The sequence below is a fragment of the Pseudomonas sp. RA_35y_Pfl2_P32 genome, assembly GCF_963970735.1.
Classification (GTDB): Bacteria; Pseudomonadota; Gammaproteobacteria; order Pseudomonadales; family Pseudomonadaceae; genus Aquipseudomonas.
The window spans coordinates 49,771-65,529 of record NZ_CAXAQF010000020.1; the positions used below are offsets into that span (position 1 = coordinate 49,771).

The window sequence follows — 15,759 nt, forward strand, 5'->3', positions numbered from 1 at the left end:
CCGTTCTGATCGAGCGCCGCGTAGCTTTGCCCGATTCAAGGTGATGCCATGACTACCCGCACCGAAGCCGTTAAAGCCTACCTGCTCGACCTGCAAGACCGCATTTGTGCCGCGCTGGAAACAGAAGACGGCGGCACGCGCTTTGTCGAAGACGCCTGGACCCGGCCAGCCGGCGGTGGCGGACGGACGCGGGTAATCGAAAATGGCGCGGTGATCGAAAAAGGCGGCGTCAACTTTTCCCACGTGTTTGGCAGCGGCCTGCCGCCCTCGGCCAGCGCACACCGGCCGGAGTTGGCGGGACGCGGCTTCGAAGCCCTCGGCGTGTCGCTGGTGATCCACCCGCACAACCCTCACGTGCCGACGTCCCACGCCAATGTGCGCTTTTTCATCGCCGAAAAACCCGGTGAAGAGCCGGTGTGGTGGTTTGGTGGCGGCTTCGACCTGACCCCCTACTACGGCAATGAAGAAGACTGCGTGCATTGGCACCGTGTCGCCGCCCAGGCCTGTGCGCCGTTTGGGCCTAACGTCTACAGCCGCTACAAGGCGTGGTGCGACAGCTACTTCCATATCAAGCATCGCAACGAGCCCCGGGGTATCGGCGGCCTGTTTTTCGATGACCTGAATGAATGGGATTTCGACACCTGCTTCGCGTTCATCCGCGCCATCGGCGATGCCTACATCGAGGCATACCTGCCGATCGTGCAGCGCCGCAAGGCCCAGGCCTACACCGAGCCACAGCGTGAATTCCAGGAGTTCCGCCGTGGGCGCTACGTCGAATTCAACCTGGTCTACGACCGAGGCACGCTGTTCGGCCTGCAGTCGGGCGGGCGTACCGAGTCGATCCTCATGTCGCTGCCGCCGCAAGTGCGCTGGGCTTACGATTGGAAGGCCGAGCCGGGTAGCGAAGAAGCGCGCCTGACGGAGTACTTCCTGCAAGACCGCGACTGGCTGTCAGGCTCTGCCTGATCGGTAGGCGCCGGCTTGCCGGCAAACAACGCTAACGTGGTTGAGCACAGCAGCGCCCGCAGGGGCGCGCTCCTAGAGGGTGTGAGATGGATCAGTACGTCGTTTTCGGTAACCCGATTGGCCACAGCAAGTCGCCGTTGATCCATCGCCTGTTTGCCCAGCAAACGGCTCAGCAACTGGACTACAACACCCTGCTGGCGCCGCTCGATGATTTTTCCGGCTGCGCCAGGGCATTTTTCGCTGAGGGGCGCGGTGCCAACGTCACGGTGCCCTTCAAGGAAGAGGCCTACCGCCTGGCCAGCCAACTGACGGCCCGTGCGCAACGGGCCGGGGCGGTCAACACCCTGAGCAAGTTGGCTGACGGCAGCCTGTTGGGTGACAACACCGATGGCGCTGGGCTCGTTCGAGACCTGACAGTCAATGCCGGGTTCAGCCTGCAAGGCAAACGCATCCTGTTGCTCGGCGCCGGTGGCGCGGTGCGCGGTGCGCTGGAGCCATTGTTGGCCGAGCAACCGGCCTCGGTGATCATCGCCAATCGCACGGTGGAGAAAGCTGAGTTGCTGGCCGAACTGTTCGCCGATCTGGGCCCGGTGTCGGCCAGTGGCTTCGATTGGCTGCGCGAGCCGGTGGATCTGATCATCAACGCGACGTCGGCCAGCCTGTCAGGCGAAGTACCGCCGATCGCCAGCAGCCTGATCGAACCCGGCAAGACCCTGTGCTACGACATGATGTATGGCAAGGAGCCGACATCTTTCTGCCGTTGGGCCAGCGCCCATGGCGCCGCCATGGTGCTGGATGGCCTGGGCATGCTCGCCGAGCAAGCCGCCGAAGCCTTCTTCCTGTGGCGCGGAGTACGCCCGGAGACGGCACCGGTGCTGGCTGAACTGCGCCGGCAATTGGCGCTGTAGTTCAATCTTCGAAGCGGATCGGGCATTTATCCGCGCCTTCGAGCTTGCGCAACTCTTCGACCACATGCCCCCGCGCCCGACGCAAGGTCAGGCTGCGGTCCTGCCTGAGCAGGCGGCGGGCTTCCTGGTGGAGCATTTCCACCCCGGAGTAGTCGATGAAGTTGATGTATTGCGCCTCGATCACCACTGCCAGCCCCTGGGTGCGCTGTAGGCGCACTTGCAAGTAATGGCTGGCGCCGAAAAAGATCGACCCGCCGACCCGCAGAATCTCTTCATCACCTTCGCGCCATTGCTGCACGCGGGGCTGGGAGGTGCGTTTGAGGTAGAAGAACAGCGAGGCCAGCACACCGGCGTAGATCGCCGTTTGCAGCTCCAGCAGCAGCGTGGCGACGCAGGTCAGGGCCATCACCGCAAACTCGGCCCGGCTGACCCGAAACAACGCCCGAATACCGCGGTGGTCCACCAGGCCCCAGCAAATCAACAGAATGCTGCCGGCCATGGCGGGGATCGGGATGTGCGCGATCAGGCTCGCCCCGGCCAGCGCAAACACGGCCACCCATAACGCCGAGAACACGCCCGCCAGCGGTGAGCAGGCCCCGGCTTCATAACTCAAGGCAGAGCGGGTGAAGGAGCCGGCCGACAGTGAGCCGGAGAAAAAGCTGCCGACGATGTTGGAAAAGCCCTGGGCGCGTACTTCCTGGTTGGCGTCGAGCAACTGTTGCGAGCGTGTCGACAGCGAGCGGGCGATGGACAGGCTGGTGACCAGCCCCAGCATGCCGACCGCCACGGCACTGGGCAGCAAACGCAGGATCAGGTCCAGATCCAGGGGCAATGGGCTGAACGGCGGCAGTCGTCCGACAAACGCGCTGACCCGGTGCACATGGCCGAACAACGAGGGCCACAACCAGACCAGCAGGCTGCTCAGGACCAGGGTGATCAACAGGCTCGGCCAGCGTGGCAGGCACAACTTCAGGGCAACACCCAGCGCCAGAGTGCCGAGGCCCAGCACCAGCGACGGTTTATCCAGCTCATTCAGATGGCTGGCCAGGGATATCAGGCTGTCGAGTGCCGTGGCCTGGCTCGGCAGATCCAGCCCCAGCAGGTTCGGTAGTTGCCCGAGGGCGATGACCACCGCGGCACCCAGGGTGAAGCCCAGCACCACCGAGTGCGAAACGAAATTCACCAAGGCACCGAACCGCAACAGGCCGAGCAGCCACTGGAACACCCCGGCGAGGAAGGTCAGCAACAGGATCAGGGTGATGTAGTCCTGGGAGCCGGGCACGGCCAACGGGCTGACGCTGGCGTACAGGACAATGGAGATGGCCGCTGTAGGACCGCAGATCAGATGCCAGGAGGAGCCCCAGAGGCAGGCGATCAGCACCGGGATGATAGCGGCGTACAAGCCATACTCGGGCGGCAGGCCGGCAATCAGCGCGTAGGCAATCGATTGTGGCAGCGCCAGAATCGCCCCGCTCAGCCCGACGACAAGATCGCGGCCGACACTGGCGCGGGTCTGCCGGGGCAGCCAGCGAAGAAAGGGAAAGAGCGAATGGCGGCTGGGGATTACCATGAATCCTCGCGAATGGGGTTTTACCAAAGAGTATCAGGGCAAAGGTGATTGTTCCCACGGGTGCGCAGGAACAATCCCAAGGGCCTGGGGTTAGAGCTTGGCCTTGACTGCCGGCAATGCCTCTTTGCCGTCCGCTGTTTTCACCCCGTCCAGCCATTTGTCCAGCACCGCCGGGTTGGCCTTGATCCACGCCTTGGCCGCCTCGGCGTTGCTGACCTTGTTGTTGACCACCTCGGCCATGATGCTGTTTTCCATATCCTGGGTGAAGCTCAGGTTGCTCAGCAGTTTGCCGATGTTCGGGCAGGCTTGGGCATAACCGTTACGGGTCAGGGTGTGGACGCTGCCGGTATCGCCGAAGTATTTCTCGCCACCCTTGAGGTAGCGCATGTTCAGTTGCACGTTCATCGGGTGCGGGGTCCAGCCGAGGAAGGTCACGAACTTGTGCTTCTTCACCGCGCGCGAGACTTCCGCGAGCATCGCCTGCTCGCTGGATTCCACCAGCTTCCATTGGCCCAGGTTGAAATCGTTGTTCTTGATGATGTCCTGCAACGAGAGGTTGGCCGGTGCTCCGGAGCCGATGCCGTAGATTTTCTTGTCGAATTGCTCGGCGTACGTGTTCAGGTCGGCGAAGTCATGCACGCCGGCCTCCCAGACGTAGTCCGGCACTGCCAGGGTGAACTCGGTGCCATCGAGGTTCTTCGCCAGTTGAGTGACCTCGCCGGTGGCCACGAACTTGTCGTAGAAGCCCTGCTGTGCCGGCATCCAGTTCCCGAGGAAGACATCGACCTGACCGTCCTTGAGGCCGCCAAAGATGATCGGCACCGCCAGGGTATCGATTTTGGCCTTGTACCCCATGCCATCGAGCAGCACGCCGGTGATGGCATTGGTCGCGGCGATGTCGCTCCAGCCCGGGTCGGCCATTTTCACGATGTCGCATCCCTGTTCGGCCCAGGCCGAGACACTGCCAAACACCAGCAACCCGGCAGCCAGTACTGTGGATAACGTTTGCATGCGCTTGCCCTTACGTTAGTGGTTTTGGCAGGGGTGTGGATAACGAGCTTTGCGCTCCAGGTCATCGAGGTCGATGTGGTTGCGCATGTACTGCTGGCTGGCGTCGATCAGTGGCTGGTGGTCCCAGCTCTTGAGGTGGCCGAGGCTCAGGGCGTCAGCGACGAATCGCCGACGGCGCTGGCTGGCCAGGACCTGCTGGTGAATCGCCGGGATATCCCACTTGGCGCGAGCTTCGGCAAGAAAGGCGGCGAAAACCGGTTGATGCGATGGCGAGTGACTGAGCTCTTGCTGTTCGTGCGGATCGTTGCGCACATCGAATAGCAGGCAGGGGTCGTCCTCACTGTAGATAAATTTGTAGGGCCCTCGGCGGATCATCATCAACGGGCTGACGGTGCCTTCGGCCATGTATTCGCCAAACACTTCATCGTGGCCGCCCTGCCCCTGCAGGTGTGGCAGCAGCGAGCGGCCGTCCAGTGGCAGGCCAGGCTGCAGTTCGCCACCGGCCAGGGCGACGAAGGTCGGGAGCAGGTCGGCGGTGGAAACGGCGGCACTGACGCGCCCGGCAGGGAACTGCCCTGGCGCGTAGACCAGCAACGGCACCCGGGCGGCCATTTCGAACCAGTGCATTTTGTACCAGAGGCCACGCTCGCCGAGCATGTCGCCGTGGTCGCCGGAAAACACAATGATGGTGTCGTCGATCAGCCCGGTGTCTTCGAGGGTCTGCAGGAGTTTGCCGACGTTGGCATCGATGTAGCTGCACGCGCCGAAGTAGGCGCGGCGTGCATCACGGATCTTGTCCTCGGGCAGGGGCTTGTCCCACAGGTCGTAGACCTTGAGCAGGCGCCGGGAGTGCGGGTCGAGATCAGCCTGGGCTGGCGTGGTGGGCAACGGGATGTCGTTGTCGTGGTACAGGTCCCAGAACGGCTTGGGAATGGTGTACGGGTCGTGGGGGTGGGTCATCGACACGGTCAGGCAAAACGGTTGGTCGCCCTCCTCGCGAATATGGTCGAACAAGTACTGCTGGGCCTTGAAGACCACCTCTTCGTCGAAATCCAGTTGATTGGTGCGCACGCACGGACCGGCTTGCAGGACCGAGGACATGTTGTGGTACCAGGTCGGGCGTACGTCCGGCTCATCCCAGTTCACCGCCCAACCGTAGTCGGCCGGGTAGATGTCGCTGGTCAGGCGCTCCTCATAGCCGTGCAATTGGTCAGGGCCGCAGAAGTGCATCTTGCCGGACAGGGCGGTGCGATAGCCGAGGCGCCGCAGGTAGTGGGCGTAGGTCGGCACGTCGGCGGGGAAGTCTGCGGCGTTGTCGTAGGCGCCGATCTTGCTCGGCAACTGGCCGCTGACCAGGGTGAAGCGTGAGGGGGCGCACAACGGGCTGTTGCAGTACGCCGCGTCGAACACGACGCCCTTGGCAGCCAGGCGGCTCAGGTTGGGCAGCTTGATCGGTGAAGCGCCGTAGAACGGCAACAGGGGCGCAGCCATTTGATCGGCCATGATGAAAAGAATGTTCTTGCGCTTCATGTGATCGCGGCATTCCATAGTGGGCGGTTATGCGAAAGTGCTGTGATCGAGAATGTAGCCCGTGCTCTTCGCGGTAAAGCCCATGTCCGGCAATGACTAGGATAAGCCCATCTTATGTATGACGCTCTTGGTGAACTCTCCCTTGACCTGTTGCGCACCTTTGAAGCGGCGGCGCGCCATGGCAGTTTTACCGCCGCCGCCGTGGAGCTGGGTACCACCCAGCCTGCCGTCAGCCAACAGCTCAAGCGGCTGGAAGAGCAACTGGCCACGCGCCTGTTCGACCGCATCTACCGCGGCATCGCGTTAACGGAGGCCGGGTCGATCCTGTTCGAGCAAGTGCAGAGCGGCCTGCAGAGTATCGAGGCCGGGTTGAGCGCGATCAGTGCCCAGCATCAGCATGAGGTGTTGCAGGTGGCCACTGACTTCGCCTTCGCCGCTTACTGGTTGATGCCGCGTCTGCATCGCTTTCATGAGGCCAATCCTCAGGTGGATGTCAGCCTGGTGACCAGTGAACGTAATCACAACATGCTACGTAGCGATATCGACGTGGCCGTGCTGTTCGGTGAGGGGCGCTTCAAGCAGGGTGAAAGTCACGGGTTGTTCAGCGAAGAGGTGTTCCCGGTGTGCAGCCCGCTGCTGCTCAAGGAGCGGCTCGCACCCCTGCCCGCCCATGCCTTGCTGGACTTGCCGCTGTTGCACCTGCGGGGCGAGAACAGCAGCCACTGGTTCGACTGGAGCGGTGTGTTCCGCAGTCTGGGTATCGCCACTGCGCCAGCGCCTGGGCAGCTGCGGTTTGATAATTACACCCTGTTGATTCAGGCGGCGATTGGCGGTCAGGGCGTGGCCATCGGTTGGCGGCACCTGGTCGATGACTTGCTGGCGCAGGGGCTGCTGGTGCGGCCGATTGCCGAGTCGGCGATCTCCAGCTTCGGTTATTACGTGGTGCTGCCCCAGCGCAAACGCCGCAGCGCGCTGATCCAGCAATTTGTCGACTGGCTCATGAGCGAACAGGCCAACAGCGCGGAGTCGCTGGCGGGCTTGGCCCTGCCGTCGATTGCGGTGTAGCGTGGCCCCTGGGACCTGGATTGGTTAAGACGAGAGCACTATGCAACGAATCAAGGGCTACCACGCCCATGTTTACTTCGACGCGAGCACCCTTGCTCAGGCTCGGGCACTGTGTGAAGAGGCTGCCCGGCTGTTTGACCTGCAAATGGGGCGAGTTCACGAACGCCCGGTGGGGCCGCATCCGGACTGGAGCTGCCAGTTGGCCTTTGGGCCGGAACTGATCGGTGTGGTGCTGCCGTGGTTGGCGCTGCACCGCAACGGGCTGGTGGTGTTCTTGCATCCGGAGACCGGTGATGAACTCGTCGATCACACGGACCACGCGATCTGGATGGGGGCGATCCGACCGCTGGACCTGTCAATGTTCTGAGGGGCGGATTCGCGCCACAAAAAAGGCCCGAAACAGTGTTCCGGGCCTTGGGCTGTTGCGGGGGCAAGACTCAGCGAGCGCGAGCGTTACGCACACCTTCAGACAGCGCCGCACACAGGCTCAGCACACCATCAATGGCCTGGTCTGGTGTCGTGGCGTTGGCGATATGGTCGATCAGCGCCGAACCCACCACCACCCCATCTGCCAAGCGAGCAATTGCCGCCGCTTGCTCTGGCGTACGGATGCCGAAGCCGATGCTGATCGGCAGATCGGTATGGCGACGCAAACGTGCCACGGCTTCTTCGACGTGCTCCAGGGTGGCAGCACCTGCACCGGTGACACCAGCCACCGAGACGTAGTACACGAACCCGGAGCTGCCATTGAGCACGGTCGGCAGGCGTACGTCGTCGGTGGTCGGGGTGGTCAGGCGGATAAAGTCCAGGCCGGCGGCTTGGGCCGGATCGCACAGCTCGCCGTTATGCTCAGGTGGCAGATCGACCACGATCAGGCCATCCACCCCCGCTTCCTTGGCGTCAGCGATGAAGCGTGGAACACCGTAATAGTGGATAGGATTGAAGTACCCCATCAGCACCAATGGCGTGTCGCTGTTGCCCGCCCGGAACTCGCGAACCATTTGCAGGGTTTTCGCCAGGTTCTGTTTGGCGCCCAGGGCGCGGATGTTGGCAAGCTGGATCGCCGGGCCATCGGCCATTGGATCGGTGAACGGCATGCCGAGCTCAATCACATCGGCGCCGGCTGCCGGCAACCCTTTGAGGATCGCCAGGGAGGTGTCATAGCTGGGGTCGCCAGCCGTGACAAAGGTCACCAGGGCCGCACGGTTCTGCTCTTTGAGTTCGGCGAAGCGGGTTTGCAGGCGGCTCATCAGTGTTTCTCCTGCTGAGAGTGTTCCATGTGGAACATTACGGTTTGCATGTCCTTGTCACCACGACCGGACAGGTTGACCACCATCAGGTGATCCTTCGGCAGGGTCGGTGCGCGCTTGAATACTTCGGCCAGGGCGTGGGCGCTTTCCAGTGCCGGAATGATCCCTTCCAGGCGGCAGCACTTGTGGAACGCGTCGAGGGCTTCGTCGTCGGTCACCGAGGTGTATTGGGCCCGACCGATGTCATGCAACCAGGCGTGCTCAGGGCCAATGCCCGGATAGTCGAGGCCAGCGGAAATCGAGTGGGCATCGATGATCTGACCATCGTCGTCCTGCAGCAGGAAGGTGCGATTGCCGTGTAGCACACCCGGTACCCCACCGTTCAGGCTGGCGGCATGCTTGCCGGTTTCGATGCCATGACCGGCTGCCTCGACCCCGATGATCTCGACGCTGGTATCGTCGAGGAACGGGTGGAACAGGCCCATGGCGTTGGAGCCACCGCCGATGCATGCCACCAGGCTGTCAGGCAGACGACCTTCCTGGGCCTGCAGCTGGTCACGGGTTTCCTTGCCGATCACGGCCTGGAAGTCGCGGACCATCGCCGGATAAGGGTGCGGGCCGGCCACGGTGCCGATCAGGTAGAAGGTGTTGTCGACGTTGGTTACCCAGTCACGCAGGGCTTCGTTCATGGCGTCTTTCAAGGTGCCGGTGCCGGCCACCACCGGGATCACTTCGGCACCCAGCAGTTTCATGCGAAACACGTTGGCCTGTTGGCGCTCGATGTCAGTGGTGCCCATGTAGATCACGCACTCCAGACCGAAACGCGCGGCAACGGTGGCCGTGGCCACGCCGTGCATGCCCGCGCCGGTCTCGGCGATGATGCGTTTTTTGCCCATGCGCCGCGCCAGCAGGATCTGGCCGATGCAGTTGTTGATCTTGTGCGCGCCGGTGTGGTTCAGCTCTTCACGCTTGAGGTAGATCTTGGCGCCGCCACAGAACTCGGTCAGGCGTTCGGCGAAGTACAGCGGGCTTGGGCGTCCGACGTAATCGCGCTGGAAGTAGGCCAGTTCTTCTTTGAAGGCCGGATCTTCCTTGGCCGCTTCGTATTCGCGGGCCAGGTCGAGGATCAACGGCATTAGGGTTTCGGCGACGTAGCGACCACCGAACGCGCCAAACAGGCCGTTGGCGTCAGGGCCGTTGCGCAGATTAGTCTGGGTCATGGGGCGCTCCAGTTGAGTGCGTGAAGTGACAATGGCGTTCACTCTACCCCTGACGTCGCCGACTGAAAACCGATAAGATCGCCACAACCTGTCAGGAAAACTCACAGATATCATGAGCCACGACCTGCCCCCCCTCAACGCCCTGCGCGCCTTCGAAGCCACTGCCCGTCTGCACAGCGTCAGTCAGGCGGCGGAGCAATTGCACGTTACCCATGGAGCCGTCAGCCGTCAGCTGAAAGTGCTGGAGGAGCACTTGGGGGTGAGTCTGTTCGTCAAGGATGGGCGCGGCCTGAAACTCACAGATGCCGGTGTACGCCTGCGCGACGCCAGCACTGAGGCATTCGAGCGCCTGCGCACGGTCTGCGGCGAACTCACTCAGGGCCACGCCGAGGCGCCCTTCGTCCTAGGCTGCTCCGGAAGTTTGCTGGCGCGCTGGTTTATTCCTCGCCTGGGGCGCCTGAATGCCGATCTGCCGGATTTGCGCTTGCACCTGTCGGCCGGTGAAGGTGACCTGGACCCGCGACGTCCCGGCCTGGATGCCTTGCTGGTGTTCGCCGAGCCACCATGGCCTGCGGATATGCAGGTGTACGAGCTGACCAGCGAGCGAATCGGCCCGGTGCTCAGCCCCCGCTTCGCCGGGTATGAGTCGCTGCGTGAGGCGCCGTCCAGTGCCCTGCTCGGGTTACCCTTGTTGCACACCACCTCTCGACCGCAAGCCTGGCCCAGTTGGGCGCAGCACAATCAAATCGACCCGCAGGCCTTGAAGTTCGGCCAGGGTTTCGAGCATTTGTATTATTTGCTGGAGGCGGCCGTGGCCGGGCTGGGTGTAGCGATCGCCCCACAGCCATTGGTGGCCGAGGACTTGAAGGCAGGTCGCCTGGTTGCGCCTTGGGGTTTTTCACAAACCCCGGCGCAACTGGCGTTGTGGTTACCCAAGCGCGCCGCGGATGGGCGCGCTCGGCAGCTGGCGCAGTGGCTTAAAAACGAACTGCGCCAGACAGATTAATCACCGCGTTTGCACAGCAGGTAAGCCGCCAGCAACCCCAGCGCCCCGACGGCTACGCCCGCGGTGGTCCAAGGGTGTTCCTGAGCGTAATCGCGGGTCGCGATCCCGGTCTCACGGGTTTTCACTTTGACTTCCTCATAGGCATCGCTGAGCAGGCTGCGCGAGTGTTTCAGCGCGCTCTCGGCGTTGCTTTTGAGGGACTTCAGGGTTTTCAGCGACTCGTCCGAGGCATCACTTTTCAGGCTTTCCAACGACTTGAGCAGACTCTCGATCTCGGCTTCCATGCTTTGCAATGAGGCTTTACGTAAAGAGGTGTTGGCCATGGTGGCTCTCCTGCATTGATTGAGTAGCGTGTGTTGGTTCCGACTCCGGCGATTCTCGAAAGTGCAGAAAATATGAACCTTAGCAGCAGAAATGCCTACAGAAGAAATACGAAAAATCACTGCTAGGCTGTATGAACACCCAAGGAGATCGCCATGACAGACCACCACACGTACAAGAAAGTCGAGCTGGTTGGCTCCTCGCCCACCAGTATCGAGGACGCCATCAATAATGCCTTGGCTGAGGCCAGCAAAAGCATCAAGCACCTGGAATGGTTTGAGGTCACTGAAACCCGAGGCCACATCAAGGACGGCAAGGCTGCGCACTTCCAGGTGACGCTCAAGGTCGGGTTCCGGATTGCCAATAGCTGAAGATGGGCTAGATTTCTGAACTTGTGCGCTGGCCGATTGCCATAGGGAGTGGCAAAGCGCTACTGATCCTCAGGCGCTGATGCCTTGGGCTGAACGCTAATCCTTTTGACCCGACCAGGGAATGTGACCGATGAAGAAGTTGATTCTGGCTATTGGTTTGCTGAGCATCGCAGGAACAACCCTAGCGGCCGGCAAGCCTTGTGAAGAACTGAAGGCGGAAATTGCAGCGAAACTCGATGCCAAGGGCGTGTCAGGTTATTCGTTGGAAATCGTCGACAAGGGCACTGCGGCTGACGGCAAGGTCGTAGGCACCTGTGAAGGTGGTTCCAAGGAAATCGTCTACAAGAAGTAGCTGGAATGGGCTGCAAGTGAAAAAGCCGACGCTCTGGCGTCGGCTTTTTTATGCCTGCAGGGTGCTCGCTCAGCCTTTCATCACCTGCGCCAGCAGCTCGTAGGAGTGCAGGCGATCGGCGTGTTCGTACAGGTCGCAGGTGAAGATCAGTTCATCGGCCTGGGTCTGTTCGATCAGGACCTCCAGTTTGCCGCGGATTTTTGCCGGGCTGCCCACCATGGCCAACCCGAGGAAATCCCCGACCGCCTGTTTCTCATGGGGCAACCACAGGCCGTCCATGCTCTTGACGGGTGGGCGCTGAACCAGGCTTTGCCCGCGCATCAGCGCGAGGATGCGCTGATAGACCGACGTCGCCAGGTAATCGGCCTGCTCATCGGTGTCGGCCGCGACCAGTGGTACGCCGAGCATCACATAAGGCTTGTCGAGGACGGCGGATGGCTTGAAGTGATTGCGATAGACGCGAATCGCCTCGTGCATATAGCGCGGTGCGAAATGCGAGGCAAAGGCGTAGGGTAAGCCGCGTTCGCCCGCCAGTTGTGCGCTGAACAGGCTCGAGCCCAACAGCCACACCGGGACGTTGGTGCCGGTGCCGGGCATGGCGATGATGCGTTGGTCCGGTGTCCGGGGGCCGAGGTAGCGCACCAGCTCCGCGACGTCTTCGGGAAAGTCATCGGCGCTGCCGGAACGTTCACGGCGCAGGGCGCGTGCGGTCAGTTGATCGGACCCCGGGGCGCGGCCCAGTCCGAGATCGATTCGGCCCGGATAGAGACTTTCCAGGGTGCCGAACTGTTCGGCAATCACCAGTGGCGCATGGTTGGGCAACATCACCCCGCCGGAGCCGACACGAATGCTCGACGTGCCGCCGGCCAGATAACCCAGCAACACCGAGGTGGCGGAACTGGCGATGCCGTCCATGTTGTGGTGTTCGGCGACCCAGAAGCGGTTGTAACCCCATCTTTCGACGTGCTGCGCCAGATCCAGGGAGTTGCGCAAGGATTGGGCGGGGCTGCCGTTCTCCCGCACGGGCACCAGGTCCAGGGTCGAGAACTTGATATCGGACAGTTGTTTCATAAGCCTGCGTCTCCAAGGGGTGTGCAGGCTTTTCTCACGAACGAAAACCTGCCGAATGTATAAGCCTGTTCTATGCAATGTGGGCATATACCCGAGTTTCAATAGCTGACCTGAAAATGCCTACCAGATAAGCGGTTCTATCTGACAGGGTGAACTTTGTCGGGCCATCTATCCTCAGAACCCTTAGCAACCGAAAACCATCAAGGCGCGATGCTTCGCGCCGGATCTTGAGGAGGCACACATGAGCATCAAGAAGAAAGCATCGGCGCATTGGGAAGGTGATCTGAAAACCGGCATCGGTTCGATCTCCACGGAAACCGGGGTACTCAAGGAGGCACCCTACGGCTTCAATGCGCGTTTCGAGGGTGGTAAGGGGACCAACCCCGAAGAGTTGATCGGCGCAGCGCATGCGGGCTGTTTCTCCATGGCCTTTTCGATGATTCTCGGTGACGCCGGCCTCAAGGCCGACAGCATCGATACTCAGGCGGAGGTGACCCTGGATCAGGTCGACGGTGGGTTCGCGATTACCGCCGTGCACCTGATTCTCAAGGCAAAAATCCCTGGGGCGAGCCCGCAGCAATTTGATGAGTTGAGCAAAAAGGCCAAGGAGGGTTGCCCAGTGTCCAAGGTGCTGAACGCGACAATCACCCTGGACGGCACGCTCGTCAGTTGAGCCTCCCCTCCCCCACATAGGAGTTGGCTTGCCAGCGAAAGCGAGCTGTCTGACACCACGAGTTGGCAGATTCGCCAACAAGGCGACTCCTACACATCAGAACTCCCAGGGCAAAATTGTGGTCGAATAAATGACAGCAGCCCAAGCGCACACCCGTGCGCGCTGCTTCAAGGGAGCTTCAACCATGAAACGTTTTGCCTTGGCGGTTATCTGCGGTGCGCTGGCCACATCGGCCCTGGCGGCGCCTAAACCGTGCGAAGAACTCAAGGCCGAGATCGAAGCCAAGATCCAGGCCAACAACGTATCGTCCTATACGCTGGAAATTGTCAGTAATGACGATGTGAATGACCAGAACATGGTGGTCGGCACCTGTGAAGGCGGCACCAAAAAAATCATCTATCAGAAAAATGACCGCTAAGCCGCTTCAGGGCACGCAATTGACCTGACGTTCTTCGGCGACGAGTTGGCGTTGGGCGTTGTATAGCCGGGCGCTGGGGGTAAAGGCCAGTGAGCGGGCTTCGAGCCGGTAACGCTGGCCCGCTTCGAAATGCTCATACGGGATGGTCATGTAGCACAACCGCTCCTGCGGGTCGGTGTTCATGCCCATGCCGCCGCCGAACACTTCAAAGTCAAAACGCACAGTCAGCTCGTGGCTGCCCGGCGTGACCTGGAAAAAACGTCCGTCACGCTGTGGTTGATTGTCCAGGCGCTCGGCCATCAGGACTTTGCCGCCGGGGGTAGGCATGGCGAAGTCGACCCAGGCCATGTTCGGATTGACATCCGGCAGGGGGCTGGCGGCGCACGCAGACAATGCGCCGAGGGCGAAGAACAGCAAATACCTGTGCATGATTCAGTTCCGGGTGGTCAGGCATTCAGCATAGCGCCGATCAGGTGCGCTGACAGCCCGCGGGTTGCGCCTGGCCAACCACTTTTCGCTGTTCGTCGTAGAGTTTGGCCCAGGGACGAAAGCCAATGTTGCCAGCCTGCAACTGATACCGTTGGCCAGCGTTGAAGTCGTTGAATTTCACGTTCAACTGGCAATCTCGCCACAATGGCTCGGCGTCTGGGCCGATGTTGGTTGGATCGACGGTGAACTGATAACGCACGGTCAGTTCATGGCGGCCGGGCGGGACCTGGAAGTAACGTTTGTCCTCAGAGGCTTTGTCATCCACCTCCAGCGCTTGCAGCGTGGTGTCTTCAGGGTGAGGGGCGAGGTCGATCCAGGCTTGCGCCGGGTCGGGTTGGGGCAATCCAACACAGCCGGCCAGCGTCAGCAGGCCTCCAGTCAGCAGTAACGCGCGCATAGCGAAGCTCCAGTCAGGCGAGATAGTCTTGCGAGCAGACTCCCCAAGGATGATTCGATGTGATCAGGCTGCTTCCAAGCCATCGGTTACTTGATCGCGTTTTGCGCGTTTTGTTTCCGACTGTGATGTTTTTGTTGCTCAACGGTTGTGCCAGTGTCGATTACTACAGCCAGTTGGCCAGCGGTCAGTGGCAGTTGCTGCGGGCACGCGAGCCGGTCAGCCAGGTGCTGGCTGACCCGGCCAGCGACGCGACATTGCGCGCACACTTGGAGCAATCGCAAAAGGCCCGCGACTTCGCCAGCCAGCACTTGCACCTGCCGGATAACCAGAGTTATCGCCTCTACGCCGACATAGGTCGCCCTTATGTGGTGTGGAATGTGTTCGTGACTGCGGAATTTTCCCTCAGCCCGCAGAACCATTGCTTTCCGATTGCCGGGTGCGTGGCCTACCGCGGGTACTACCGCCAGGGTGCGGCGCGGGGCGAGGCAGCGCTGCAGCGGCTGCAGGGCATGGATGTCTCGATCAGTGGCGTGGAGGCCTATTCGACCCTGGGTTGGTTCAATGACCCGATTCTCAATTCGATGCTGGGCTGGGGCGACGAGCGCCTGGCCAGCCTGATTTTTCATGAGCTGGCGCATCAGCGGTTCTATCTGAAGGACGACACTGAGTTCAACGAATCGTTTGCCACCTTCGTTGAGCAGCAAGGTACTCGACAATGGCGCGTAGCACGCGGTTTACCCCCGGCCAGCGACGCCCGGGCGCGACAACGCGAGCAGTTCACCCAATTGATGCTGGATTGCCGAGCGCGCCTGGAGGCGCTGTACGCCCTGCCCTTGCCGAGGGAACAGATGCGCCAGCGCAAAAGCGCCGAGTTCGAGCACTTGCGCAGCGACTACCAAAACCTGCGCGACAGCCAGTGGGCCGGCGATAAGCGATACGACGCCTGGATTTACGCCCCCATGAACAACGCGCGCCTGTTGCCCTTCGGTCTGTACGAGCAATGGGTGCCGGCGTTTGCCGAGCTGTTCAAGCAGTCGGCAGGGGATTGGCAGAGGTTTTACGCCGCCGTCGAACGGTTGGGAGCGTTACCGGCTCAGCAACGCAAGGCGGCGCTGAGGTCGTTGTCTGGTTGAGGGACGCC

Annotated in this window: 19 protein-coding genes; 10 read left to right on the plus strand and 9 right to left on the minus strand. The window is 61.5% G+C overall.

Annotated features, from left to right (window positions below; all coding sequences use genetic code 11):
- Positions 1-48: 48 nt before the first annotated feature.
- Positions 49-966 (plus strand): oxygen-dependent coproporphyrinogen oxidase, encoded by a 918-nt coding sequence (hemF, locus tag AACY45_RS20155; protein ID WP_339547092.1) that lies wholly within the window; start codon positions 49-51, stop codon positions 964-966.
- Between the two features lie 86 nt (positions 967-1,052).
- On the plus strand, positions 1,053-1,874 hold the full coding sequence (gene aroE, locus AACY45_RS20160) for a shikimate dehydrogenase (RefSeq protein WP_339547093.1): 822 nt from the start codon (positions 1,053-1,055) through the stop codon (positions 1,872-1,874).
- Position 1,875: 1 nt separating this feature from the next.
- On the opposite strand, the gene AACY45_RS20165 is transcribed toward aroE, so the two are convergent.
- The 3 genes from AACY45_RS20165 to betC all read right to left on the minus strand — a co-directional run bounded on the left by AACY45_RS20165 (position 1,876) and on the right by betC (position 5,985).
- Positions 1,876-3,444 (minus strand): SulP family inorganic anion transporter, encoded by a 1,569-nt coding sequence (locus AACY45_RS20165; RefSeq protein ID WP_339547094.1) that lies wholly within the window; start codon positions 3,442-3,444, stop codon positions 1,876-1,878.
- Positions 3,445-3,534: 90 nt separating this feature from the next.
- A complete protein-coding gene (gene choX / locus AACY45_RS20170; protein WP_339547095.1) occupies positions 3,535-4,455 on the minus strand; it encodes a choline ABC transporter substrate-binding protein in 921 nt (306 codons plus the stop codon).
- A gap of 15 nt (positions 4,456-4,470) precedes the next feature.
- Positions 4,471-5,985: a choline-sulfatase gene (gene betC, locus AACY45_RS20175; protein WP_339547096.1), complete on the minus strand. Its 1,515-nt coding sequence runs from the start codon at positions 5,983-5,985 to the stop codon at positions 4,471-4,473.
- 114 nt (positions 5,986-6,099) lie between these two features.
- Here betC and AACY45_RS20180 point away from each other — a divergent pair, with 114 nt between their 5' ends.
- Together AACY45_RS20180 and AACY45_RS20185 are read left to right on the plus strand one after the other, a co-directional pair.
- On the plus strand, positions 6,100-7,050 hold the full coding sequence (locus AACY45_RS20180; RefSeq protein WP_339547097.1) for a choline sulfate utilization transcriptional regulator: 951 nt from the start codon (positions 6,100-6,102) through the stop codon (positions 7,048-7,050).
- A gap of 40 nt (positions 7,051-7,090) precedes the next feature.
- Complete coding sequence (locus AACY45_RS20185) at positions 7,091-7,417, plus strand: DOPA 4,5-dioxygenase family protein (RefSeq protein WP_339547098.1); 327 nt, start codon at positions 7,091-7,093, stop codon at positions 7,415-7,417.
- A 70-nt stretch (positions 7,418-7,487) separates the two neighbouring features.
- Here the strand turns inward: AACY45_RS20185 and trpA are convergent, their stop codons facing one another.
- Positions 7,488-8,300, minus strand: a complete 813-nt coding sequence (trpA, locus tag AACY45_RS20190) for a tryptophan synthase subunit alpha (protein WP_339547099.1) — start codon at positions 8,298-8,300, stop codon at positions 7,488-7,490.
- The gene (trpB, locus tag AACY45_RS20195) at positions 8,300-9,520 is read right to left on the minus strand and encodes a tryptophan synthase subunit beta (RefSeq protein WP_339547100.1); all 1,221 of its coding nucleotides are present in this window, start codon (positions 9,518-9,520) and stop codon (positions 8,300-8,302) included. Before trpB ends, trpA begins: the two co-directional genes overlap by 1 nt.
- 112 nt (positions 9,521-9,632) lie before the next feature.
- On the opposite strand from trpB, the gene AACY45_RS20200 reads away from it, so the two are divergent.
- Positions 9,633-10,526, plus strand: coding sequence for a LysR family transcriptional regulator (locus tag AACY45_RS20200; protein ID WP_339547101.1), 894 nt, complete (start codon positions 9,633-9,635; stop codon positions 10,524-10,526).
- Here AACY45_RS20200 and AACY45_RS20205 read toward each other — a convergent pair.
- Positions 10,523-10,849 (minus strand): DUF883 family protein, encoded by a 327-nt coding sequence (locus tag AACY45_RS20205; RefSeq protein ID WP_339547102.1) that lies wholly within the window; start codon positions 10,847-10,849, stop codon positions 10,523-10,525. The genes AACY45_RS20200 and AACY45_RS20205 overlap by 4 nt on opposite strands.
- Before the next feature lie 153 nt (positions 10,850-11,002).
- Between AACY45_RS20205 and AACY45_RS20210 the strand changes: the two genes are divergently transcribed.
- Both AACY45_RS20210 and AACY45_RS20215 read left to right on the plus strand, forming a co-directional pair.
- Positions 11,003-11,218, plus strand: a complete 216-nt coding sequence (locus tag AACY45_RS20210; protein ID WP_029290270.1) for a dodecin — start codon at positions 11,003-11,005, stop codon at positions 11,216-11,218.
- A 130-nt stretch (positions 11,219-11,348) separates the two neighbouring features.
- Positions 11,349-11,570 (plus strand): DUF1161 domain-containing protein, encoded by a 222-nt coding sequence (locus tag AACY45_RS20215; RefSeq protein ID WP_095165105.1) that lies wholly within the window; start codon positions 11,349-11,351, stop codon positions 11,568-11,570.
- A 69-nt stretch (positions 11,571-11,639) separates the two neighbouring features.
- Here AACY45_RS20215 and AACY45_RS20220 read toward each other — a convergent pair whose 3' ends face one another.
- Positions 11,640-12,641 (minus strand): LLM class flavin-dependent oxidoreductase, encoded by a 1,002-nt coding sequence (locus AACY45_RS20220; RefSeq protein ID WP_339547103.1) that lies wholly within the window; start codon positions 12,639-12,641, stop codon positions 11,640-11,642.
- 241 nt (positions 12,642-12,882) lie between these two features.
- Here AACY45_RS20220 and AACY45_RS20225 point away from each other — a divergent pair, with 241 nt between their 5' ends.
- Positions 12,883-13,314, plus strand: coding sequence for an OsmC family protein (locus tag AACY45_RS20225; protein ID WP_339547104.1), 432 nt, complete (start codon positions 12,883-12,885; stop codon positions 13,312-13,314).
- A gap of 184 nt (positions 13,315-13,498) precedes the next feature.
- On the plus strand, positions 13,499-13,732 hold the full coding sequence (locus AACY45_RS20230; protein WP_339547105.1) for a DUF1161 domain-containing protein: 234 nt from the start codon (positions 13,499-13,501) through the stop codon (positions 13,730-13,732).
- Positions 13,733-13,738: 6 nt separating this feature from the next.
- On the opposite strand, the gene AACY45_RS20235 is transcribed toward AACY45_RS20230, so the two are convergent.
- Positions 13,739-14,161: a PA0061/PA0062 family lipoprotein gene (locus AACY45_RS20235; RefSeq protein ID WP_095165109.1), complete on the minus strand. Its 423-nt coding sequence runs from the start codon at positions 14,159-14,161 to the stop codon at positions 13,739-13,741.
- Between the two features lie 40 nt (positions 14,162-14,201).
- Positions 14,202-14,618 carry a PA0061/PA0062 family lipoprotein gene (locus AACY45_RS20240; protein WP_339547106.1) on the minus strand — a complete coding sequence of 139 codons (417 nt, stop codon included), beginning with the start codon at positions 14,616-14,618 and terminating at the stop codon, positions 14,202-14,204.
- A 59-nt stretch (positions 14,619-14,677) separates the two neighbouring features.
- On the opposite strand from AACY45_RS20240, the gene AACY45_RS20245 reads away from it, so the two are divergent.
- A complete protein-coding gene (locus AACY45_RS20245; RefSeq protein WP_339547107.1) occupies positions 14,678-15,751 on the plus strand; it encodes an aminopeptidase in 1,074 nt (357 codons plus the stop codon).
- Positions 15,752-15,759: the final 8 nt, after the last annotated feature.